The sequence below is a fragment of the Kaistella soli genome (assembly GCF_019038595.1).
In the GTDB taxonomy this organism is placed as follows: Bacteria; Bacteroidota; Bacteroidia; order Flavobacteriales; family Weeksellaceae; genus Kaistella; species Kaistella soli.
The window spans coordinates 1-23,297 of the sequence record NZ_JAHOPF010000009.1; the positions used below are offsets into that span (position 1 = coordinate 1).

General features: G+C 38.6%; 23 protein-coding genes and 1 other RNA gene. 16 read left to right on the forward strand and 8 right to left on the reverse strand.

Features of this window, described 5'->3' with window-relative positions; all coding sequences use genetic code 11:
• Positions 1-322: 322 nt before the first annotated feature.
• Positions 323-720, reverse strand: a transfer-messenger RNA (tmRNA) gene (ssrA, locus tag KSK37_RS13440).
• A gap of 426 nt (positions 721-1,146) precedes the next feature.
• Between ssrA and KSK37_RS13445 the strand changes: the two genes are divergently transcribed.
• Positions 1,147-1,977 carry a hypothetical protein gene (locus tag KSK37_RS13445; RefSeq protein WP_217202047.1) on the forward strand — a complete coding sequence of 277 codons (831 nt, stop codon included), beginning with the start codon at positions 1,147-1,149 and terminating at the stop codon, positions 1,975-1,977.
• A 96-nt stretch (positions 1,978-2,073) separates the two neighbouring features.
• Complete coding sequence (locus KSK37_RS13450) at positions 2,074-2,805, forward strand: SIMPL domain-containing protein (RefSeq protein WP_088359348.1); 732 nt, start codon at positions 2,074-2,076, stop codon at positions 2,803-2,805.
• A 27-nt stretch (positions 2,806-2,832) separates the two neighbouring features.
• Here KSK37_RS13450 and KSK37_RS13455 read toward each other — a convergent pair whose 3' ends face one another.
• From KSK37_RS13455 to KSK37_RS13465, 3 genes are all read right to left on the reverse strand, one after another.
• The gene (locus KSK37_RS13455) at positions 2,833-3,348 is read right to left on the reverse strand and encodes a GNAT family N-acetyltransferase (protein ID WP_217202048.1); all 516 of its coding nucleotides are present in this window, start codon (positions 3,346-3,348) and stop codon (positions 2,833-2,835) included.
• 80 nt (positions 3,349-3,428) lie between these two features.
• Complete coding sequence (locus KSK37_RS13460; RefSeq protein WP_088359350.1) at positions 3,429-3,650, reverse strand: PspC family transcriptional regulator; 222 nt, start codon at positions 3,648-3,650, stop codon at positions 3,429-3,431.
• Positions 3,651-3,728: 78 nt separating this feature from the next.
• Positions 3,729-5,330 carry a class I SAM-dependent methyltransferase gene (locus KSK37_RS13465; protein WP_217202049.1) on the reverse strand — a complete coding sequence of 534 codons (1,602 nt, stop codon included), beginning with the start codon at positions 5,328-5,330 and terminating at the stop codon, positions 3,729-3,731.
• 128 nt (positions 5,331-5,458) lie between these two features.
• Between KSK37_RS13465 and KSK37_RS13470 the strand changes: the two genes are divergently transcribed.
• The 5 genes from KSK37_RS13470 to KSK37_RS13490 all read left to right on the forward strand — a co-directional run bounded on the left by KSK37_RS13470 (position 5,459) and on the right by KSK37_RS13490 (position 8,985).
• The gene (locus tag KSK37_RS13470; protein ID WP_217202050.1) at positions 5,459-6,076 is read left to right on the forward strand and encodes a hypothetical protein; all 618 of its coding nucleotides are present in this window, start codon (positions 5,459-5,461) and stop codon (positions 6,074-6,076) included.
• Positions 6,077-6,097: 21 nt separating this feature from the next.
• Entirely contained in the window at positions 6,098-6,388 is a 291-nt protein-coding gene (locus tag KSK37_RS13475; protein WP_088359353.1) for a winged helix-turn-helix domain-containing protein, read from the forward strand.
• Between the two features lie 108 nt (positions 6,389-6,496).
• On the forward strand, positions 6,497-7,855 hold the full coding sequence (locus KSK37_RS13480) for a DUF4153 domain-containing protein (RefSeq protein WP_217202051.1): 1,359 nt from the start codon (positions 6,497-6,499) through the stop codon (positions 7,853-7,855).
• A gap of 5 nt (positions 7,856-7,860) precedes the next feature.
• Positions 7,861-8,376 (forward strand): hypothetical protein, encoded by a 516-nt coding sequence (locus KSK37_RS13485; protein ID WP_217202052.1) that lies wholly within the window; start codon positions 7,861-7,863, stop codon positions 8,374-8,376.
• A gap of 99 nt (positions 8,377-8,475) precedes the next feature.
• A complete protein-coding gene (locus tag KSK37_RS13490; RefSeq protein ID WP_088359356.1) occupies positions 8,476-8,985 on the forward strand; it encodes a hypothetical protein in 510 nt (169 codons plus the stop codon).
• A gap of 67 nt (positions 8,986-9,052) precedes the next feature.
• On the opposite strand, the gene KSK37_RS13495 is transcribed toward KSK37_RS13490, so the two are convergent.
• Both KSK37_RS13495 and tilS read right to left on the reverse strand, forming a co-directional pair.
• A complete protein-coding gene (locus KSK37_RS13495) occupies positions 9,053-11,134 on the reverse strand; it encodes a protein-disulfide reductase DsbD family protein (protein WP_217202053.1) in 2,082 nt (693 codons plus the stop codon).
• Positions 11,135-11,214: 80 nt separating this feature from the next.
• Positions 11,215-12,516 carry a tRNA lysidine(34) synthetase TilS gene (gene tilS / locus KSK37_RS13500; RefSeq protein ID WP_246566615.1) on the reverse strand — a complete coding sequence of 434 codons (1,302 nt, stop codon included), beginning with the start codon at positions 12,514-12,516 and terminating at the stop codon, positions 11,215-11,217.
• Positions 12,517-12,593: 77 nt separating this feature from the next.
• Between tilS and KSK37_RS13505 the strand changes: the two genes are divergently transcribed.
• From KSK37_RS13505 to KSK37_RS13535, 7 genes are all read left to right on the forward strand, one after another.
• Positions 12,594-13,430 (forward strand): OmpA family protein, encoded by an 837-nt coding sequence (locus KSK37_RS13505; RefSeq protein WP_088359358.1) that lies wholly within the window; start codon positions 12,594-12,596, stop codon positions 13,428-13,430.
• Positions 13,431-13,504: 74 nt separating this feature from the next.
• The gene (locus KSK37_RS13510; RefSeq protein WP_217202054.1) at positions 13,505-14,152 is read left to right on the forward strand and encodes an O-methyltransferase; all 648 of its coding nucleotides are present in this window, start codon (positions 13,505-13,507) and stop codon (positions 14,150-14,152) included.
• Between the two features lie 15 nt (positions 14,153-14,167).
• Positions 14,168-14,881, forward strand: a complete 714-nt coding sequence (locus tag KSK37_RS13515; protein WP_217202055.1) for a C40 family peptidase — start codon at positions 14,168-14,170, stop codon at positions 14,879-14,881.
• 13 nt (positions 14,882-14,894) lie between these two features.
• Entirely contained in the window at positions 14,895-15,389 is a 495-nt protein-coding gene (locus tag KSK37_RS13520) for a DUF1648 domain-containing protein (RefSeq protein WP_217202056.1), read from the forward strand.
• Positions 15,390-15,400: 11 nt separating this feature from the next.
• Positions 15,401-16,651, forward strand: coding sequence for a 3-deoxy-D-manno-octulosonic acid transferase (locus KSK37_RS13525; RefSeq protein WP_217202057.1), 1,251 nt, complete (start codon positions 15,401-15,403; stop codon positions 16,649-16,651).
• A 120-nt stretch (positions 16,652-16,771) separates the two neighbouring features.
• Positions 16,772-17,161, forward strand: coding sequence for a hypothetical protein (locus KSK37_RS13530; RefSeq protein ID WP_217202058.1), 390 nt, complete (start codon positions 16,772-16,774; stop codon positions 17,159-17,161).
• Entirely contained in the window at positions 17,158-17,820 is a 663-nt protein-coding gene (locus KSK37_RS13535; protein ID WP_217202059.1) for a sigma-70 family RNA polymerase sigma factor, read from the forward strand. The genes KSK37_RS13530 and KSK37_RS13535 overlap by 4 nt, the downstream gene beginning before the upstream one ends.
• 11 nt (positions 17,821-17,831) lie before the next feature.
• On the opposite strand, the gene KSK37_RS13540 is transcribed toward KSK37_RS13535, so the two are convergent.
• Complete coding sequence (locus KSK37_RS13540; RefSeq protein WP_217202060.1) at positions 17,832-18,458, reverse strand: deoxyuridine 5'-triphosphate nucleotidohydrolase; 627 nt, start codon at positions 18,456-18,458, stop codon at positions 17,832-17,834.
• A complete protein-coding gene (locus KSK37_RS13545; RefSeq protein ID WP_217202061.1) occupies positions 18,458-19,210 on the reverse strand; it encodes a glycosyltransferase family 2 protein in 753 nt (250 codons plus the stop codon). Before KSK37_RS13545 ends, KSK37_RS13540 begins: the two co-directional genes overlap by 1 nt.
• A 98-nt stretch (positions 19,211-19,308) precedes the next feature.
• Here KSK37_RS13545 and leuS point away from each other — a divergent pair, with 98 nt between their 5' ends.
• Both leuS and KSK37_RS13555 read left to right on the forward strand, forming a co-directional pair.
• Positions 19,309-22,122: a leucine--tRNA ligase gene (gene leuS, locus KSK37_RS13550; RefSeq protein WP_217202062.1), complete on the forward strand. Its 2,814-nt coding sequence runs from the start codon at positions 19,309-19,311 to the stop codon at positions 22,120-22,122.
• Between the two features lie 257 nt (positions 22,123-22,379).
• Positions 22,380-23,246, forward strand: a complete 867-nt coding sequence (locus KSK37_RS13555) for a MotA/TolQ/ExbB proton channel family protein (RefSeq protein WP_088359367.1) — start codon at positions 22,380-22,382, stop codon at positions 23,244-23,246.
• Positions 23,247-23,297: the final 51 nt, after the last annotated feature.

Here is a 23,297-nt window from a genome sequence, read left to right on the forward strand (position 1 = left end):
CGCTTAATGCTTCAACTACTACTTTAAATTTGAATCCTGAATTGAATTTTCTTCGCTGTGACATATTGTAAATTTAATTGTTTTTTTTCAACTAAACTTACTGTCCGATTTTCCGGGGGAACTATAAGACGTCTCCTGTATATTCTTCATTAACCAACGTGGAGGAAACCTTATTTGAAATATACCTTATCGGGTATAAAAGTTGAGTAAAGCATTGTATTATACCCGATCGGGATTATTAAACTTTAATATGTGGGCAAGTTGGGAAGAGAAACAGGGAAAAAAATAACCACCTGTAAAACAGATGGTTATTTAAAAATAAATGTGGAGCTGGAGGGATTCGAACCCTCGTCCAAACAAGTAACACATAAGATTTCTACATGCTTATTTTACTATTGGTTTTCGACTGAAAGCAGAGAGTAAACACCCAACTTTCAGCTTAACTTCTAAGGTTTTCGAGTTTTGGCCGAAGTTTCCAAAACCTTATTTCCGCATTGCTATACCCCAGACTCAGACGTCGCGAAACAGAACTTCTGTGGGATATCTTGCCTCCTTACTGTCTTCAGGAGAGCGCTTATCTTACTATGATTCAGATTAAGCAGCAAGAGCAAACTCTTGGTCGCCAGTTAAAATTGTGTAGCAAGGGATTAAAGAGATCGCACTACGGTTCTCTGCATGCTTACTTACCCATTGATCTTGCTGTCGAAACCAGTCAACCCCATGTTTTTGTAAGACAGCAAAGGTAATGAAAATATTATTCCAATTTGTATTATATGTCATACTGTAAAGATCAGTTTTTGAAGAACCCGAATAAGGGCGTGTCCTTCACCCGGTCATTCCGGCTGCCGCCTCCATTCCCTCATTCCGGCCGGGCTTTCCGCTATATCTTAGAATCTGGCGGCGGCGGAGCCGCCGCCAGATTCTAAGGATGCCGCTTCAATCCCTCACGCGGAAACCCGTTATCCTTTCAGTACCATCTTTTAAAAACAAAAATGTTTCTATTGGTAACTTTAACGCTGCATTCAAAAAAAAATTAACAGTAATCAGTTTGTCATCTCCCAAAAAACTCTTAAAACGCGTTAACTCAGGTTAAACTTTTAAAACCCATTCAAAAGAAGTTTACTTTTAAGAAAAAAATTACGCCCTTTGAAAACAAAATTACTCTATCTCTTCTGCCTTTTACTTTCAGCAACCGTTTTTTCCCAGGAATATATTTTCGGAAAAGTGTCAACAGAGTCGGGAACCGAATTGCCAAGTGCGGTCATTATCAATATGAGAACCGATGAGAAAATCCTCACGGATAAAGACGGTAATTTCATGATTGCAGCAAAAACCGGGGACGAAATCAGGTTCATCAAAAACACTTACGAAAGAAAAATCCAGATGATCACCACTGAAAATTTCTCACGACCGCTCAATATTTCCCTGGAAAAATCACCTTATCTGATCGAGGAAATTGAACTGGCTTTCAACCCGACCGGAAACCTGAAAAAAGATGTAAAATCTTTAGACCCTCCAAAAAGAGTGGTGGCACTTAATTCTTCGATGGATTCTTATATGAGAACTTCACCAACAGAACCTTCTCCCAAACTTATCACTCCGTCTGCTTTTGGACCGAAAGATTTTAATGCCGGACAAGTCGATATAGTGAAAGCGGTGTCTGCGCTTGTGGGTCTCGTCAGTAAATCCACCAGTTCTCCGCTCACCAAAGCCAATTATGCAGAAACTCAGGACTTTTTCCGAAAGATCAAAACCACGATGGATTTAAGTTTCTATACCAGTCAGGGTTGGGACGAGGAAGAACTCGACCGGTTTCTCATTTATGCAGACGATGTATATTCATTGGCAAAAAAATACAGGAAAAATTTCAATGTCAATGCCATTAACGCTGACATGAAAATGGCGTACAAAGAATATGTAAAGACCAGAAAAATCCGGCCGTCCTCTACTCCTGAAATATTTAAGAATAAAAGTTAAGAAGCTTCATAAAGTGTTAAAAAATTCTTAAAATTTGGAATGAGATTTGTTGCTTAATAATCTGTCATTTATTATTCAGAAACACCAAACATTTTTATGAACAGAAATATTATTGCCATCGCCATTGCAGCCCTTGGTTTTGTTATCGGACTCGGGCTTTTGGGAAGCGCCATTAAAAACCGCAACAGATCCGACAATACCATTTCGGTAACCGGATTGGGAAGTAAAAAGTTCACTTCAGATCTTATTGCCTGGAGTGGAAATTTTTCGCGCAACAGTTTTGAACTGAAAGCTGCCTATGATGCACTGGCCAACGACAAGAAAGTAATAGAGAATTATCTTGTTTCAAAAGGAATTCCAAAGAATGAAATGGTTTTTTCTGCGGTAGATATTCAGAAGCAGTTTAATTATTCTACAGATGCCAACGGAAGAAGCCAGCAGAGTTTTGCCGGGTACCAGCTTTCTCAAAAAGTGTCGATCGACAGTAAAGATGTTGCTAAAATTGAAAATCTTTCCAGAAATATTACGGAGATCATCAATTTGGGAATCGAATTTACCTCTTCGCCTCCCAATTATTTTTATACCAAACTTGCTGACGTTAAACAGCAGATGATTGCTGATGCGACCAAAGATGCCAAACAGCGCGCAGAAAAAATTGCTGAAAATGCAGGAAGCTCGCTCGGAAACCTGAAGAAAGCAACCATGGGTGTCACTCAGATTACCGAGCCTAATTCTACCGAAGAATATTCCTACGGCGGAACTTTTAATACCTCCTCCAAAGAAAAAGAAGCAAGTATTACGATCAAACTGGAATACGAAGTTGATTAAATACTAAATGATCTTATCAGTGACTTCTCAGAATTTATATACGATATCATAAATCTCCTCCCTGATCCAGTCGGTTTTTTCCGGCTGCCAGTTCGCGAGAAGCCATAGATTTAGCGGATTTTTTCCTTCGCCGTAGCTCGGCTGAATATAGGTTTCGTCGATCACGGCGAAACCGTTTCTTTCATAAAAACCGATTCTTCTTTGAGCCGTTTCGTCCAAAGTGGCAGGTTCTGCTTCCAGAACGATGTGTGAATAGTTTTTAAATAAGTGACCGATGATTTCCGATCCGTATTTCAAACTCCGGAATTCGGAAAAAATTTCGAAGTGTTCCACAAAAATAAAATTGGTAAGTTCCCAGGTGATCAGATATCCGATGTTTTTGAAATCTTCCAGAATGGTGAAAAATTTTGCTTTCGGATTTGAAAATAAAGCACGGAACTGTTTTTCGCAGCGCCTTTCCTCTTCAGGAAAAGTCTCGCAGTAAGAGTTATAGATCTGCTGAGATCTGAAATCGTCATAAGAAGGTATCTGTAAATATTCCATAAAAAAAATACAATTGATCTTGATGAACTGCAGAATACAACTTTTACGCCGTTAAAAACTTAATAGGAATTTTGCTTTAGTTACAGATCGAAAACGCTGGGACGTCTTGTAACAAACATATCTTTGATCCAAAGGGTAAATGCAAGTCCCAGATAAATAAGAAAGAATACGCCTGCCGTGGCAAAAGTAGAGTAGATGAAAAATACCCGGAGTTTAGAAACGGGAATTCCAAGTTTTGCGCCCATCCTTGTGAGAACACCAAACCATTGTCTTTCCATTTTATGTCTTAAATTCGCCAGCATTTTTCGGGTTTAATTTGTCTTCAAAGATAATTAAATTTTAATTAAAGGGAGGGTAATGATCACTGTCTGATGTCATCTTTACGCTTTCAGAAGGTTAATGGAAACGGTCGCTAAATCCGAATCAGGATATTTTTTGAACAGGTCTTTATCAACAGTAAGCCCTACCTCATTGCAGATTTTATGGAAAACTTCCACTTCTACAATATACTGGTCGGAAAATCCATGGGTAGCATCGTAAGCCGTTGCAGGAGTTTCCCCCAAATGTCTGCTCGTCAGTTCGGGATCCAGAGTATGAAGTTCAATGACCAGCAGGCCGTTCTTTTTAATATACGGGAGCCAGAGCGTTAAATGTTCTTTCAGATTTTCTTCAACTAATTTATTCGGTATTCTGGCTCCGCGGAATGCAAAAGCACCGGTTGAAGTGGAAATTCTGTCCGGATTCATGTTTTCCGGATCTTTCCAGATTCTGTTATGATCCAGAAATGTTCTGATGTTGACCAGATCTGAAAGGTCGATTTCGTAGTTTTCCTTTAAATCTTTGGCGAGCTGCACGGGATTTCCGATATCACCCCAAATTACTTTTGCCCAGATGTCATTATTGATGAGATTGGCTCTGGTGACATTCAGTGCGGCCTGGTTGTAATCTGCACCCACCAGAAAAAGAGGATAATCTTCCAACATCTTTCCGCGTAAGGTATGTCTTTCAATGGTTTCAAAAATATGCTGAATAAAAGCCCCGTTGCCGCATCCCATATCCAGTATGCCTTTTGGCTGCAAATGAATGGGCTGATTAAAGATTGAAATAATAAAATCAGTAACCACTTTAAAATAGGTGGAATGTGCACCGCCGCTTCCCCAAACATTCATTTTTCTGTCGACATGAATTTCGTCTTCGCTTTCGCCTATTTCGCGCAACTTTTTGGGATTTCCGTACAGCAGATCATCCATTCTGTTGAACATCGGAAGATAAGAAACCGTTACGCCATAAGATGCAGCGCGCCGCGCGAAATACAAACCGTTTTCTGTAAACTTAAAGTTTTTGTTGTTTTTGGTAAACCAACCCAAACTGGTAAGAAAATCCAGAATTTTCTCAAAGTTTTCCGGATTTTTATGGAATTCAACCGCCTGGAAAGAAGTTTCCATAAAATATTTATGAAACATTCCGAGCATTCCGAGCTGTACAATGACGGGAGAAAGGAGACAGCCTTCGAGATGTTTTAGAACCTGAAGGAAGATTTTTTTCTCTGTCTCATTTTGCGGAGTGGTGTAACCGAACTGTCTGCTGAAATCATCAAAGAGGTAAATAAAGTTTTCGAACGATCCGGGTTCGAGCTTTTGGAAAACAGGAGAAGTGGATTCTTTCAGATACAGATTTACTTTATCGTACAGCGGCGCATATTTTAGCAGATATTCCGTATTCCCGTTAGCATACAAAGTTACTTCATCCGTCATATTGTCCAGTTGATAGTCTATAAACCCCTGCGAGGCAAGCACTCTGAGAGCGACATTCAGGTAGCCTTCATTGTTTTTGTTTTTTGCAGAAATTTCCTGCAGCGTAATTTCTTTTGAGCTGAATATCAGATCAATAATTCCTTTTTTCTGAAGCGAGGTCACTGCAGGCGCGGTAACAATTCCGTCCAGATGTTTGAAAATGGAACTTCGGAGTTCTTTTTTATCCATAAATGTGGTTGAATGACTTAGATAAATATAGACATTTTTGAATACTGATATCCGGCTGCTAAAAAAATGTTTTAAAATATTTTGCGGGTTGAAATTTAATTCTAACTTTGCAGTTCAAAGTTCTTTTTATGGATTCAAAAAATTATCACGAAGACCTGTCGCACATCCGTTCAATGATGGAGCGGAGTTCGCGTTTTATTTCACTGAGCGGACTTTCGGGGGTTTTCGCCGGTTTGGCGGCATTGCTGGGCGCGATTTACGTGTATTTTGTTTTTCAGCGCGAAGGAATTAATTATTTCGACGGAAAAAGAAACGTTTTTACACCGCAGCTGGTCAATGAACTTGTTGTAATAGGACTGGTCATTCTTTTCGTTGCAGTATTGTCCGGTTATTTTTTTACCGCGAAGAAAAGTAAAGAGAAAAAACTTAAAATCTGGGACCAGACAACGAAGAGACTGCTTCTTAATTTTTCCGTTCCTCTGGTGACCGGCGGTTTCTTTTGCTTGGGTATGCTGTATCACGGAATGTTTGTTTTTATAGCACCTGCAACCTTGGTTTTCTACGGTCTGGCATTGGTCAACGCTTCTAAATTTACCTTCAGTGATCTCCAGAATTTAGGATATTGCCAAATTGTATTAGGATTGCTTTCGCTGTTCTTTCTTGGTTGGGGATTGGTTTTCTGGGCGGCAGGATTTGGGGTTTTGCATATTGTGTATGGCCTTGTGATGCATAAGAAATATAAATAATGCGTTTGCAATTTAACCGTGGTGATCAAAATAAATCAACTTAATAAAGAATTCGAAAGCCGTGTCAGATTGGGAATCATGTCCGTTCTGATGGTGAACGACTGGGTTGATTTCACTGAGATGAAAAACCTGCTCGAGATTACCGACGGCAACCTGGCGAGTCACAGTACCGCGCTGGAGAAATCGAAATATATTGAAATAAAGAAAGAATTCGTGGGTAAAAAACCGAAAACTTCCTATCGCGTCACGCAGACCGGGAGAGATGCTTTTGCCAGTCATTTAGCTGCGCTTGAAAAATTGTTGGGAAGGTAAGACCAATTTTTTTGGCTGTTAACTTTGTATCTCAAAGCGCTTTGTGTATAAACTTTCAGTACAATATTTAAATTAAAGAATTATTAATAAAATTAAACAGATATTATCATGAAAACACATCAATTAATCCTGCTCACCACCGCGCTGTTCGTCACGCTTTTTTATGGTGAAGATATGGGGCTCAATTTCGGAATTTTAGGAATTGTATACGCCTTGCTTACGCTTTATCAAACGCCGGAGAAAAACCGTACTCCTACCTTTTTAATCCTTTTTGTTACGGGATTTTTATCCAGCGTAGCTTTTGCATGGTACGGCGATTTCGTCTCTTTTCTTGCGGTCTTTACGTCACTGTTTTTATTGGCTTTCAAATCGAAAAATAAAGATTTAAAATCCATATTCGTCATTCCTGTATTTGTGATTAATTTTGTCACTTTCATTTACCGGTTTTTCAGGTTTGAAGACTGGCTGCCGAAAAGAAATACTTCGGAAACGGTGCAGAAATTAATATCGGTATTTCTCATTCCTTGTTTTTTTATTTTGATCTTTTTTGGAATCTATTCTTTGGGAAGTTCTCACTTTTCAGGTTTTTTTACTGATTTTGAATTGGATTTCAACTTCTGGGAATTCTTTGTACTAAGCTGTCTCGGATTTTTTATCGCTTTTAATTTCTGGAATTTTAAAATAGAAAATTTCCTTTTCAGCTGGAATCACCATTTTAAAAACGACTTTCTTCAGGAAGATAAAACTGAAAAACCTACCTTTTCTTTTCTGGATGTGAATGCGGAAAGAAAGAGCGGAATTATTTCTTTAATTGCCTTAAATCTTCTGCTTTTGGTTTTCATCTTAACTTTTAATTATGAGCAGTTTGTCGAGATTCCGAAATCACCCAATCAGCTTTCCGCAGAAACACACGATCGGGTGAATGCGGTGATTTTATCAATTGTAATGGCAGTTCTGGTGATTATGTTTTACTTTAAAGGAAGTTTTAATTTCGATGAAAAAGCGAAACAGATGAGTGTTTTAGCCAAAACGTGGATTTTCCTTAATGTGGTTTTAGTGATTTCCGCGACCGTTAAAAATTCGGAATACGTGTTGAATTTTGGGATCACTTACAAAAGGCTGGGCGTGTATGCTTTCCTGATTTTGTCTATTATCGGTTTAGTAATGACCTTTATTAAAATCCAAAAACAGAAAACCAATGCGTTCCTTTTCAACCAGATGATCTGGTATTTTTATGGAACAGTTTTAGCAGCGAGCTTTATCAACTGGGGAAATTTGGCTACCGTTTACAATATCAGTCACGGAAAAGGTAATTTCAATTTTTATAAGGACTTGCATTATAATGATGAGGTTCTTTACGAAAAATTTCCACTGGAGATGGAAAGGTCACAAAAAGCTGCCACAGTAGGAAATGAGCAGAAGAAGCCTTTCCTCTCGAAAATAATTTATTATCAAACGCTAAAATAAGTATCATGAAAAAGTTGCTTTTCTTAATTCCGGTCATTGTTTTTTCATGCAGCAGGAAAAAAGAGGTTTCAGAAATCCCTGTAAAGCATAACCAAACGGAATCGGTTCAGGAGAGAACAGAAGAAAAGCAGGCGGATAGTTTGCAGATTTCAAAAGATGTAGCGGCCGGTGAAACTCGGGATATTTTGAGAATAACTGAAGGTGATAAAATCATCAGGATGGTTAACAGTGCAAGAATTCCTACAGCGATTAGCGACGAATTTACTGATGACCGTCAGCAGCTTATTATCAAGATAAAGAATTTTGACCGGCAAAATATTTCAGGAAAAATCACTCCCGAAAATCCGCTGATGAACATCCGCTTCAACCAGATTAAGCTTCCCGATGGCAGTTATGACGGGCCATTCGGAAGGGAGCTGACGTACAAATCGAAAGGTAAGGGCGAGGTTTGGCTGATGATCGGGAAAAGCAATATGGCTTCCGGGGAAGCTAAAGGGAAATTTACGGTTGCTCTTCAGTAACTGAAAATGGAATATCTTTCCGGCATAGTTAATCTTATGTTAATTTTAGCCGTTGGTATAATTTCTGAATGAAAGGTTTCATATCAAAAATTTACTATTATGAAAAATTTGTTTTTATCAGCGGTCGTTGCTACGGCAACGCTGGCAAGCTGTTCAACAGTTTCCTCTATTTTACAGAATACTTTTCCTTACAATGCCACTGTTTTGGTAACAGCAGGTTCACCGGCCAATACGCAGCTGTCCAATGTTTCACCGGCACAGAGTATTAACCAGCTTACCGGTTCCGGCGCTAACGTAAGAGACATCCGTGTTTCCAACGCAACAATGACGGTAAATTCAAACACGAGTATGGGAATTTTTAAATCCGTGCAGGTTTACCTTTCCAATAACGGAAGTAATGAAGTCCTGGTTGCTTCGAGAGATGCAATTGGCGATAACGTAGGAAGCACGCTTTCTTTAGATGCCAATACGACGCGGACTTTAGATAATATGATGAAATCAGGAGCGGTACAGGCAAGAATCGTGTATGTTTTGAAACAGTCACCAACTTCAGATATTTCGCTGAAAACTTCTATCGGTTTCAGCAGCGTTCCGGTAACAAATCCTTAATAGTTCCGCTTTTACATAAAAAAATGTCCGCAAAACTGTTGCGGACATTTTTATATTTAAATCGTTCTTACTTATTTTTTTTAAAAAACTCAATTCCGCAGGTCAGAAATTTTTTAAATTCCTCTTTCGGCATATAACCGGAAACCGGCGTATTGATCACTTTTCCGTCAGGAGAGATCAGCACATAATGCGGCTGGGAATTGTTATTGAAATTCACCTGCTGAAACAGCGACCATTTATCGCCAATCGTTTTGATTTTTTTCAGCTGTCCGTTCCCCATATCAACTTTCGTCTGCTCGTTTTCCGGAAGAAGTTCTTTGTCGTCTACGTAAAGAGAAGCTAAAATGATATCATTCTGGAGAATAGGCAGAATATCCGGTTCACTCCAGACGAATTCCTCCATTTTACGGCAGTTTTCGCAACCGTAACCGGTAAAATCAATCAGGACAGGTTTGTTTTCTTTTTTCGCCAGTTCAATGGCTTTGAAATAATCATGCTCAGGATGCATTCCGAAAATACCGTCTTTTTCATCGTGAAAATAACTTACGTTAACAGGAGGCAAAATGCCGGAAAGCAGCTGCAGTTTTGGTCTTTCGGTAGGAATTAATCCCTGAATCAGATAAATAATAAAACCGATGCCGAGGAAACCGATGATCTTTCTTGGTACAGAAATTTTCTGATTTTTATCATCGTGAGGAAATCTTATTTTTCCTAATAAATAAAGTACCAGGCTAATAGAAATTATAATCCAGAGCACAATGAACAGTTCTCTTTTCAGGAAAAATGTTTTGGAAACCAAATCCGCTTTTGACAAAAATTTCAGCGCTAAACCAAGTTCAATAAAACCTAAAACCACTTTCACGGTGTTCATCCAGCCACCTGATTTCGGTAAACTCTGTAAAGCCTGTGGAAACAGTGCCAAAAGTCCGAAAACAATGGCCCAGCTCAGTCCAAATCCTGCCAACGCAAACGTCAGCAGCATCGGAACATCAGCCGAACCGGTCACGGCGCTGCCCAGCAAGCTTCCTAAAATAGGACCGGTGCAGGAAAATGAAACAATCACCAGCGTTAGAGCCATGAAAAATATTCCGATAATTCCGCCTGCATCTTCCGCTTTTGAAGATTTGTTTGCGATGGAACTTGGTAAAGTAATGTCGTAATATCCGAAGAAACTTCCTGCAAAAAATATAAATATGATGAAGAAAGCTACATTCAGCCATACACTTGTTGAAATCTGGTTGAAGATGTTTCCAGCAATTCCGTCAATAATATGAAACGGTACACTTAATAAAACAAAAATCAGAAGGATGAAGAACCCGTAAATAAAAGCATCCCGTTTTCCTTTTGCCTTGTCTTTCGATCCTTTTGTAAAGAAAGAAACCGTCAGCGGAATCATCGGGAAAACGCATGGGGTAAGCAAAGCAATCAATCCCCCGAAAAATCCGAGAAGCAGGTAAGTCCAGAAATTTTCACTGTTTTGCTGTTTTGCAATACCGCAGTCGGTTAACGGATTCTCGAAATCGATGGAGGAAACTTTAAGTCCTTTCTGTTCAGTTACGGCTGGTGAAACAATTGCTGTTGCGACAGTTTCTGTAACATCGGGCGTTAAAGTCTGTACAGCGGAATCTTTCGCTGTCGGATTTTCGGGTGATTTTGCGTCAGCCGTAACCGCAGTTGTTTCCGCAGCACTTGGCGTTACATTTTGCTGAAACTCCAGCGTGTTCGGTGCTAAACAAACCCGGTCGTTACAGGTCTGATAAGTAATTTCCGCGGCAACGTTGGCAGGTTTTGTATTGTTTTTAAGTTTGAATTTCTGTTTAAACTGCACTAAATCAGAATAATACACAATTTGCGCGCCAAAAGCCTCAGAAAATTCATCATGCTTTTTACCCACTTCCACGACACCGCCGACCAGCTGAATTCCTTCTTTCGACGTTAAAATCATTTCCGTAGGAATACCGGAATCCGGCGGCAGATCTTTCGAGTAAATATGCCAGTTTTTTTCAATTGTTGCCGTTAAAACCGCTTCATAAATACCATTAGGAAGCGCATTAATATTGTATTTGAATTTTACAGGATCTTTAATCTGTGCAGAAACTCCTTGGAAAAGGAAGACGATAATCAGGACAAGCCAGTTTTTCACTTTCATTATATTTTTTACTTTTTACCGGGTCATTTGAATAAAAACAGCAGAGAAAATGTTTTCTGCATTTCATTCATTTGACAGACTTATAATTTTACTTTTAGAATATTTTCTGTTTTTTCATCCGCAGAAAATCTCCCGTCCTGGCGATACGGAACAACACCTAAAACATTGTTTTTTCCGTCGCACAAAAGCCAGATTTTCTGCCTGGCTAAAATAGGAATTTTTTCATCCTTAAAAAATTTGGAGATTTTCTTTTTACCAATCATTCCGATAGGAAAAAACAGGTCATCGGTTTGTTTTCGGCGCAATTTTAACGGAAAGCTAAGGCTTGAAGTATCAAATTTCCAGATTTCATTTTTGGGTTTGTAATTTTCTTCCTCCAAAAAATCAGTTATTACAATTTCGTTCTTTTCATCAATTGTCAGTTCAATCGAATCGGTATCAGATAAATTTTTAACCTTTGAATTTTCAACCAAAACCAATTCATTTCTTTCGGTCGTCATCAGGTAATCTTTACTGTGAAAGGTTTTTCCGTTTTCTGCCATGAAAATTTTGGCAATTTCTTTTTCATCTTCAAATCCAAATTTTCTCAATATTTCAAACTTTACAAAATCCGTCTGTTCTGAGAGTTTTTCCTTTTGAATCAGGAAGCCGCTGTCATTTTTTGTAACTAATTTATTTTCGAGATCTGAAATCTGTTGGTCAACGAACTGTTTAGTCTGGTTTAAATAATTTAAACTTTTACCAAAATTCTGCAGAAAATGGGAATTGGTTTCGCAGAGTTTCGGAGCAATTTCGTTCCTGATAAAATTCCGGAGGTAATCACTTTTTTTGTTGGAAGCGTCTTCCCGGAATGCAATATTGTTTTCTTCTGCAAAACTGTAGATTTCCTCTTTAGAAACATTTAATAAAGGACGCAAAACTCCGTTTTGATTGGCGGGGATTCCTGTCAGACCTTTTATTCCTGAAGCTTTGGAAAGATTGATGAGGAAAGTTTCCAGCTGATCATTCAGGTGGTGCGCGGTAACTAAATATTCCAGTTTTTCTGATTTCTGAATGTTCCTGAAGAATTGATACCGCAAATCTCTCGCCCAGTTCTGGATGGAATTTTCAGGTTTTCTGTCTTTTTCCGAAACTTCGTAAATATGGGATTTAAAGCCATTCTTAAGACAGAAATCTTCCACCAGTTTCTGGTCCAAATCCGATTCTTCACCTCTGAGCTTATAATTCACATGCGCAACTTCAAACTTCAGACCTGTCTTTTGAAAAAGATAAAGAAGCGTCATCGAATCTGCTCCGCCGCTCACCGCCAGCAGAAAAGTACTTTGGTCAGGATCAGTCAGAAAAAGGTTTAAATAGCCTTTAAATGTTTGTATTTTAAGCAATTTTTAAGGAATATTTAGCAAAGATAATTCTTCTGTTTAAAATGAATTCTCTATTTTTGGCTACAAATAGAATATTTATGAAACTAGGTAAAATTTTCGCCGTTGCAGTAATGGCTATTATGATGACTTCCTGTGTAAGCAGGAAACAGTTTGACGCATTGAATTTAAACTACAACCAGTGTATCACGAATGTCGGTGAAAGACAGCGTGAAATACAGGATTTGAAAGCAACGAACGCCGGTTTGTCCAGTGAAAATAATCTTTTGAAAAGCCAGAATGACGCTTTGAAATCTTCTTTAGATGCCTGTCTGTCCAATTCAGGAAAAGGTTCGGCTAACATTGATAAATTAATTGGAGAAATTAACGCATCCAACAAATATATCAAACAGCTGATTTCTACCAACTCTAAAAATGACAGTCTTAATTTAGCGCTTTCCAACAGACTGAAAAGATCTTTGGATAACGTAGCTGATAATGACGTTCAGATTAAAGTATTAAAAGGTGTGGTAATGATTTCCCTGTCTGACAAAATGCTTTACAAAACGGGTGATTACAATGTTTTACCTGCAGCTCAGGAAGTTTTGGGTAAAGTAGCGAAAGTAATCAATGACTATGATAAGTATTCAGTTCTGATTGAAGGTAATACCGATAATGTTCCTTTAACATCATCCAGTGCACCAAGAGACAACTGGGATTTATCAGCATTGAGAGCAACTTCTATGGCGAAGGTTTTACAGACCCAGTTTGGAGTTGATCCTGCAAGAATTACCGCAGGAGGACGTTCTGAGTACAATCCTAAAACTACCAATGCATCCGTTTCCGGAAGAGCAGAGAACAGAAGAACAGAGATTATCATCATGCCGAAACTTGATGAGTTTATGAAGCTGATGGATATTGCTCCGGTTAAAAACTAATTTCAATATCTTAAATAAAAAAATCCCGAATCTTTCGGGATTTTTTATTTCCTTAAATTTGAAAAAAATTACCAATGAGTTTTTTTGAAGAAAACTGTGCGGAAATGGACCGCTATTTAGAGAACCACGCATCCGCTGAACCAGACATTCTGAAAAGACTGCGACGAGAAACTTTTCAGAAAACCACTCAGCCTCACATGATTTCCGGTTATCAGCAAGGCCGTTTATTAACGATCTTATCCAAAATCATACAGCCTGAGAATATCCTGGAAATCGGGACTTTTACCGGCTATGCAACACTGTGTCTCGCTGAAGGTCTGAGCAAGGACGGGAAGATCACCACGCTGGACGTCAATGGAGAGCTGGCTTATCTGCCTGAAAAATATTTTGCGGAAAGTGAATTTTCGCATCAAATCGATTTTAAACTTCAGGATGCTAAAGTGTTTTTAAAAGAAACAGCTGAAGTATTTGATCTGGTCTTTATCGATGCTGATAAAGAAAATTATGTTGAATATCTGAATCTGATCAAGCCCAGGCTAAAATCCGGTTCTATTATTCTTTTTGATAATGTCCTCTGGTACGGAAAGGTTTTAGATGAAAATCCGAAACAGTTATCCACTCAAAAGATCAAGGAACTGAATGATTTGGTTGCCCAGGACGAAGATTTTGAAAATCTTATTTTACCTTTGCGTGACGGAGTAAATTTAATCAGAAAGAAATAAAATTTTCAGATATTTATGGAAAAAGGAATTTGTATTGTTTCGGTCGCTCCACTTCGGGCTGAAAGTACACATCAGTCGGAAATGGTTTCGCAGATTCTGTTTGGAGAAAGCGTTGAAATACTGGAGACTAACGGCAGTTTTTCAAAAGTTAAAACAGATTTCGACCAATATGAAGGTTGGGTTGATACCAAACAGATTTCCAGGATTTCTGAAGAAGAATTGTCTAAACGCAGGACCCAGATCTGCAATGAAGTTTTTGGGATAAAAGATTTGCCGGAAGGACACACACTGCTTTCGATCGGCAGTGAAATTCAGGGTGAGAATGATCAGACTCTTCAGGCTGCAACGCGGGAAAACATTTCCCACACGGCAAGGCTGTTTTTGAATGTTCCGTATCTGTGGAGCGGAAGAAGTTTTTTCGGAATCGACTGCAGTGGTTTTTCACAGCTTGTTTATAAAGTTCACGGTGTTTCTTTGCCTAGGAATGCGTGTCATCAGGCGGAAAACGGGACGGTTTTAGATTTTATTGAAGAGAGTGAACCCGGCGATCTGGCATTTTTTGAAAACGAGGAGGGTAAAATTTCCCACGTCGGAATTATGCTTGAAGATCAGCAGATTATCCATGCCTACGGAAAAGTAAGGATTGATACTTTAGATTCGTCAGGTATTTTTAATAAAGATTTGGGAAAACATACGCACCGGCTGCGTTTTGTGAAACGGATTCTGTAAAAAAAACTCAAAAATGAACAAGGTTTCCTTCTTTTTAAAGCTGATTTCTTTTTGTATCCTCGTTTTTACCTGGATCTTCACTTTTTTGAATTTTGGAAATTTATCGGAAACGATTCCTGTCCATTATAACTTTGCGGGAAATCCTGACGGTTTTGGTTCTAAACATACACTCTGGCTGCTGAACGGGCTGATGACCGCGATGTTTCTTTTCTTATTTTATATTTCAAAAAAACCGGAGTCACCGCTGCTGAATATTCCGCAAAATCTGAAAGATGATCCTGCGACAGTAGATTTAGTGGTGGCGGTTCTAATGTTTTTTACAATGTCGCTTTTGGGCAACATTTCATACGAAAGTATGTTAAATGCTTTAGGCAAAACCGAAGGAATCAGCACAGCAACAAATTATCTGCTCGGCCTGATTTTTCTTTTTGTTATCGGAATGCTGCTGTATTCCTGGAGATTGTCCCAGAAAAATGCAGCTAAAAATAACAGTACATCTGAACTTTAAATCTTTTTTAATTGAAATTCATTTACAACATATTCGTTACTTTACTGATTTCCGCCATGAAAGTGGGAGCCGTATTTAATTATAAATTAAAGAAAGGTTTGGCAGGAAGAAGGCAGAGCTGCGAAATTGTAAAATCTCAGTTTTCTCCTGAAGATAAAGTGATCTGGATGCACGCAGCCAGCCTGGGTGAATATGAGCAGGGACTTCCTATTCTGGAAAAACTCAAAGAGAAGTTTCCTTCCCATAAAATTTTAATTACTTTTTTTTCACCGTCTGGTTACGAAAATGTAATTCACAAAAACCATATTGGAGACGCGGTCTGCTATCTGCCTTTTGACACGGAAAGATGGGTGAAAGAATTTACTTCCAATTTTAAAACTGACATTTTTATTACCGTAAAATACGAGTACTGGTATAATTTACTTACAGATTTAAAAAGTAACGGCGCCAAAATTTTTGTGGTGTCTGCACTTTTTTATGAGACTCAGGTTTTCTTTAAAGCTTACGGACGATGGTTTGTAGAACAGCTTGCAAAAAATGTGGACTGGTTTTTTCACCAGACCAAACATTCCACGGCGCTGGCAAAAAGTATTGGCTTAAAGAATTCTTCAACAGCCGGTGATACGCGTTATGACAGGGTGAAGCAGCTTCGGGAACGTGATAATACGGTTGAATTTATTGAAGATTTTAAGCGTGATCATAAAACAGTCGTTTTCGGAAGCTCATGGGAATCTGAAGAACGGCTTGCGGAACTTATCGTTTTAAAGGACCGCAGTGTTAAATTAATTATTGCGCCTCACGATCTAAAAAGAGTAGAGCATCTGAAAAAACTGTTTCCCGGTGCAGTTTTATATTCCCAAATATTCAGCGCGGAAATTCTCAGAAACTCCAATTCCCAGATTCTTATCATTGACTGCATAGGATTGCTTTCGAAACTCTATTCGTATGGTGATGCAGCTGTTGTAGGAGGCGGCTTTCATTCAAAAGGACTTCATAATATTCTGGAAGCTGCAACTTTCGGAATTCCGGTTCTCTACGGAGATCACTATCAGAAAAATCCTGAAGCAGATGACTTAATAACATGTCACGGAGGCAAATCTTTTGAAGACGAGTTTTTTGCTGCTCCTTACATTTTAAACTTGCTTAATGACAGTGAACTGCTAAAAAAAATGAGCGAAAACGCCAGAAATTTCGTCGATTCCCAGCCGAACGCTTCAGAAATTATTTTGAGCAGAATATTATCTTACGAGTCTGCACCATAGTATTTTCCGTTTCCAGGAATTGCAGCTTCTCGATTTTTAAATTAAAATTTTGTAACCTTTTTGTTTCAGGTTGACTCTATTGTAATAGAAGTCAGAATTTTTAACTAAAAATCATTCAAAATGGAAGCAATTCATCAACATTCAAGCATTCATTCCGTGTACAACACGCTGAAAGCCGTTTTCGTAATCGTTCCGATCGTTGCAGGACTTGATAAATTCACCAACATTCTTACAGACTGGAGCCAGTATCTCAACTCAACTCTTCTTCATATGCTGCCATTCTCCGCAGGTACATTTATGATGGTTGTGGGAGTCATCGAGATCGCGGCCGGCGTTCTGGTTTTTCTGAAACCGAGAATCGGCGGAATGGTGGTAGCTGCATGGCTAACTTTAATTGCCGTAACTTTACTCGTCGACTGGAAATTTGCAGATGTAGCTGTGCGCGATTTGGTGATGGCGATTTCTGCTTTTTCAATGGCTAAACTTGCCGGAGACTACGATCACAGATGATGGAAACCCAAGAAAAATATACCGACCGGGAGTTGGTAGATAGAATTCTTAATAGCGAGACCGCCCTTTTTGAACTGGTGATCAGAAGAAATAATGCGTCGCTTTACCGAATTGGCATGATGTACCGATTCAGCCATGAAGATACCCAGGATCTGATGCAGGAAACTTATATTGAAGCTTATAAACATCTTCGCCAGTTCGAAAGCCGGTCTTCTTTCCGAACATGGATTTCTAAAATCATGCTTCATCTGTGCTACCGCAAAACCCAGAGCTGGAGATCGAAACATGTGGAAGCGATGACAGAAGACAGCCCAGTTTCAGATATGGAAACCAACGAAACCTCAGATATTGTGATGAATAAAGAACTGAATTCGGTTATCGAAAAAAGCCTGCTGAATATTCCTGAGAAGTACAGGATTGCTTTTGCCCTGAGAGAAATCAACGGACTGAGTGTTGTGGAAACCGCCAATATTCTTGAGGTAAGTGAAGGCAACGTGAAAACCCGCGTGAACCGCGCAAAAGCATATCTGCGGAATGAGATCGAAAAGTTTTATAATAAAGAAGAAATTTTCGAATTTAATCTTATTTACTGCGATGCAATGGTGGACAGGGTCATGCGGAAGATTTCAACGATGAGCAGAACACAGCCGCAGAAATAACAGTTTTAATTTTACCGCAGAAATCCCTGGCTTTTGATGTCTTTAATAATCAGATCTAAATGATCCGGAATGTATTCGCACTTCAGCCAGTTGAAATCAAAACTGTTATTAATACAGAGTTTTTCAAGATAGATGTTTTCATGGATCTGGAAATCGATGGCCTGCAGCAACTCATCAAACTCCAGCCAGTAATCTTCGTCTGTTTTTTTGATGAGAATTAAAGCGCGGACAATTTTATTGATGAGGTAAATGTAGAGTTTATAGATATTATCAAACCTTTGCTGATTAAGTTTTTCATTACTTTCTAAAATCTTATTCACCAAAAGTAGATGCAGCGAAATTTCCCCGAATTTATCAGTCGTAATTTTGATGTGTTCCCTTATTTCGGCACTTATTTTCCGGATTAGTACCAAATAATATTTTGGATTTCCGATGTATCTGGAAGCTAAAAGAACTTTCTCTTCTATATTTTCTTCCATCTGATTTCTTTTCTGATCGGTCGTTTCAGGATCGATCAGTTCGAAATACAGCTTTTTCGACAGCAGTTTATCTTTTTTCAGCAACCGGAAAATCAATCGGTCTTTTTCAACAGACGAAAATTCGCTCAGCGCCTGCTTGAATTCTTTAGAGTATTCCATCAGTTAAACAGTTTTGAATATTTCTTAAAGCCGTTCAAAGCCCAGTTGGCGGTATAATAAGCAGATTTTAGAGTGGAGAATTTCATATAATCTTTGTAAACAAGATATTGGTCTTTCATGATATTGGTTTTCCTGCGGGAGATGCTTGCGGAGTGCATTCTGTATTTGGCCATGGTTTTTGGCAGCGGTTTTCCCAAAGGTATTTTCTTCAGTAGATTCAGCCACATTACGTGGTCTTCGCGTTTGCTGTTTTCAGGGAAAAATTCTTTTCCAACTCTGGAGGAATCGTACATTGAACTTAATAATGAAAGTCTGCAGGTTTTGAGCAGATTGTTAAAAGTAACTTCCTTGTCCGCTTTGAAATCTTCGATCGCAGGCTGTAAATTTTCGTTACACCGCGCATAATTGGAGTAGGCAAGTTCAGCATTTTCTTTTTTCATGAACGAAACCATTTCTTCTAAAAAGTTCGGTTCCCAGAAATCATCCGCATCAAGAAAGGTAATAAATCTTCCGCTTGCTTTTTCTAAAGATAGATTTCGCGCATGTCCCGCACCGCCATTTTTTTCTGCTATGATTAATTTAATTCTGCGGTCATTAAGTTTCTGAATCATTTCTACCGAATCATCCGAAGAACTGTCATCGGTAATCATCCATTCCCAATCCGAAAATGTCTGGCTGAAGACCGAATCGATCGTCTGTTCCAGAAATTTAGATGAATTAAATACGGGAGTAATGATAGAAACTTCAGGCATTGGCTTTTCTAAGTATAGTTTTCACAAATTTACAATTATTAGTTTGATTTAAAATTCATTGTAAAACCTTAAATTTGTGACTTATTTAAAAATAGAACATGTTTTACGACCATCAATCGATCGAAAAGAAGTGGCAGAAATTCTGGGAAGAAAATCAAACCTACAAAACCGAAAATAACACCGACAAACCGAAATTTTATGTTTTGGATATGTTTCCGTACCCTTCGGGAGCGGGTTTACATGTTGGTCACCCGCTGGGTTATATTGCTTCTGATATTTATGCAAGATATAAAAGACATCAGGGATTTAATGTTCTGCATCCCGTTGGTTACGACTCTTTCGGACTTCCGGCAGAACAGTATGCGATACAGACCGGAACCCATCCGGCAATCACTACCGAACAGAATATTACACGATATGAAGAGCAACTCAGAAAAATCGGTTTTTCTTTCGACTGGAGCCGTGAAGTGAGAACTTCTGATGCTTCCTATTATAAATGGACGCAATGGATTTTTATTCAGCTCTTTGATTCCTGGTATAATAAAACAACAGACAGAGCAGAATCTATCGGAACTTTAATTAAACATTTCGAAGATCAAGGATCCGGTAATTTATCCGCTGTACAGAATGACGAATTAAATTTCACAGCTGAAGAATGGAAAAACGCTTCTGAACTTGACAGGCAGGATATTCTGTTAAACTACCGTTTAGCTTATCGTGCAGAAACTACCGTAAACTGGTGTCCGGGCTTAGGAACCGTTTTAGCCAATGATGAGGTGAAAGACGGAAAGTCTGAACGCGGCGGATTCCCGGTTTTTCAGAAAAAGATGATGCAGTGGAGCATGAGAATTACCGCTTATTCTGAAAGGTTGTTGCAGGGTCTGAAAAAACTTGATTGGCCGCAACCGCTGAAAGATTCCCAGGAATACTGGATCGGGAAATCTCAGGGAGCGCAGGTCAGTTTTGACGTTGCTGATTCTGAAGAGAAAATTTCAGTTTTTACCACACGTCCTGATACCATTTTCGGGGCAACATTCATGGTTCTCGCCCCTGAAAATCCTTTGGTTGAGAAACTGACGACTGAAGAACAGAAAGCAGAAATCGGTCAGTACATCGAAGATACTTCCAAAAAAACGGAAAGAGACCGTATGACGGACGTTAAAAATGTTTCCGGTGCTTTCACCGGAAGTTATGCGGTGAATCCTTTCAATAATGAAAAGATGCCGGTGTATATTTCGGATTATGTACTGATGGGCTACGGAACAGGGGCTGTAATGGCGGTTCCTGCACATGACGAGCGCGACCACCGTTTTGCTAAAAAATTCGGATTGAATATTGTAAAAGTGGTAGAAACCGATGAAGATATTCAGGAAAAATCTTTCGATTCCAAAGACAGCGTTTGCGTAAATTCAGACTTCCTGAACGGCCTGAAATACGATGAAGCTAAAGCAAAAATCATTGAGGAGATTGTGAATCGCGGAATTGGTCACGGAACAACAAATTACAAACAGCGTGACGCTATCTTTTCAAGACAAAGATATTGGGGGGAGCCGGTTCCTGTTTATTATAAAGACGGAATGCCTTATGCAATGCCAGTTTCTGCGCTTCCTCTGGAATTGCCGGAAGTTGAAAAATATTTACCGACTGAAGACGGAGATCCGCCTTTAGGAAATGCTAAAAACTTTGCGTGGGACGAGGTGAACGGAAAAGTAGTAGCTACAGAATTAATTGACGATAAGACTGTCTTTCCTCTGGAACTTTCTACGATGCCCGGCTGGGCAGGAAGTTCATGGTATTTCCTGAGATATATGGATCCGAAAAACCAGGATGTATTTGCAGATAAAAATCTTTCAGATTACTGGGGACAGGTCGATTTGTATATCGGCGGAAGCGAGCATGCGACCGGACATTTATTATATTCCCGTTTCTGGAATATGTTTTTGAAAGATCGTGGTTATATTAATCATGAGGAGCCTTTCCAGAAACTGATCAATCAGGGAATGATTTTGGGGATGAGTGCGTATGTTTATAGAATCGACGAAACCAATCAGTTTGTTTCTAAACATTTAACAGAAAATTATAACACGCAAAAAATTCACGTAGATGTTTCTTTATTGAAAGGAACTACTGATGAACTGGATGTGGAAAAGTTCAGGAACTGGCGTGCTGAATTTGCGGATGCGGAATTTATTCTTGAAGACGGAAAATACATCACAGAACGCGAAGTGGAAAAAATGTCCAAGTCCAAATACAATGTAGTCAATCCGGACGATATCTGTGAAGAATATGGCGCAGACTGTTTAAGGCTTTATGAAATGTTCCTCGGACCATTGGAGCAGTCAAAACCGTGGAATACTCAGGGATTAAGTGGAGTTTATGGATTTCTAAAGAAATTTTATAACCTTTATTATAACGGGGATGTATTTGAAGTTTCGGAAGAAGAGCCAACGAAAGAGGAATATAAAATTCTTCACACCTTAATCAAGAAGGTGGTTTCAGACATTGATCAGTTCTCTTTCAATACTTCTGTTTCTTCATTTATGATTGCGGTGAACGAGTTTCAGAAACTGAAAACCAATAAAAGAAAAATTCTGGAATCGCTTGCTATTGTGGTATCTCCTTATGCGCCACACCTTTCAGAAGAGCTGTGGGAAAAGTTAGGACACCATACTTCTGTGGAGTTTGAAAAATTTCCTGCTTTTGAAGAAAAATATTTAGTGGAGGACGAAATTGAATATCCGGTAAGCTTTAATGGGAAGATGAGGTTTAAGATGGCACTTCCCGCTGATCTGACCGCTCAGCAGATCGAAGAAACCGCAATGAAAGATGTACGCGTATTACAACAACTGGCAGGAAATAATCCTAAAAAAGTTATTATAGTCCCAAAAAAAATAATTAATATTGTAGTCTGAATCCTAAACAGTAAAAAGGGATTTATAAAACAATCGTAAAAAAAAGGATGTAAATTTTGTTAATTTTTAAAGGTATTTTTAAAATTGAAAATTATCACCAAAATTCAAAACAAAAATTACAGATAATGCAATGTTAATGAAAGTTAACATGAGGAAAAAATACTTATAATGCCTTAAAATTCTTGCATTATTAAATAATTTGACTTTATTTTACAGTCGCAAAATTTAAAAAAATAACAATTATAATTTAGTTTAGTATGGAAATGAATGTTTCAAACAACGAGGAGCAAGTAGTTGCTAAAAAGTTAGGGGGATTAAATCCTGCGTTAATAATTCCTATTCTTATTGTATTAGGGATTTGTATTTATTTATTTGTTTTGGGTAATCCAGGAAACTTTAAAGCGGATCCAAGGCTTAATGGTCTTTCTTCAGTAAGTTTTTCAGATTTGGAAGCGAAAGAACTTCATCCAAGCGGATTCATGGGAGTTATCTATATGGGGGGGATTATCGTTCCTATTCTAATTTCTTTCATGATTATCGTAATTGTCTTTTCAATTGAGCGTGCACTAGTTCTGAGAAAAGCAGCAGGTAAAGGAAATGTTGATAATTTCGTATTAAACGTAAGAAGATTACTTAACCAGAATAAAGTAGACGAAGCTCTTGAAGAGTGCGACAGACAGGAAGGTTCAGTAGGAAATGTAGTAAAAGAAGGTTTAACGACTTACAAAGCTTTGGCTCATGACACTACAATGAACAAAGAGCAGAAAATGGTTGCATTGAACAAATCAATCGAAGAAGCTACAACTCTTGAAATGCCAATGTTGGAGAAAAACATGATGATTCTTTCAACTTTAGGTACAGTGGCTACGTTAGTTGCGCTATTAGGAACGGTAATCGGGATGATTAAAGCATTTAGTGCGTTAGGTTCAGGTGGAGGTACACCAGATTCAGCTGCTCTATCCATCGGTATTTCTGAAGCACTTGTAAATACAGCTTTAGGTATTGGTACTTCTGCAGTAGCGATTATTCTTTATAACTATTTTACTTCTAAAATCGACGGACTTACTTTCAAAATTGACGAAATTGCAATGTCAATTCAGCAGTCTTTCGCAGAATTTCACTAAGAAATTTTGTATTGATTTTGTAAGACTGAATTTTTTAGAAATGAAGTCTTA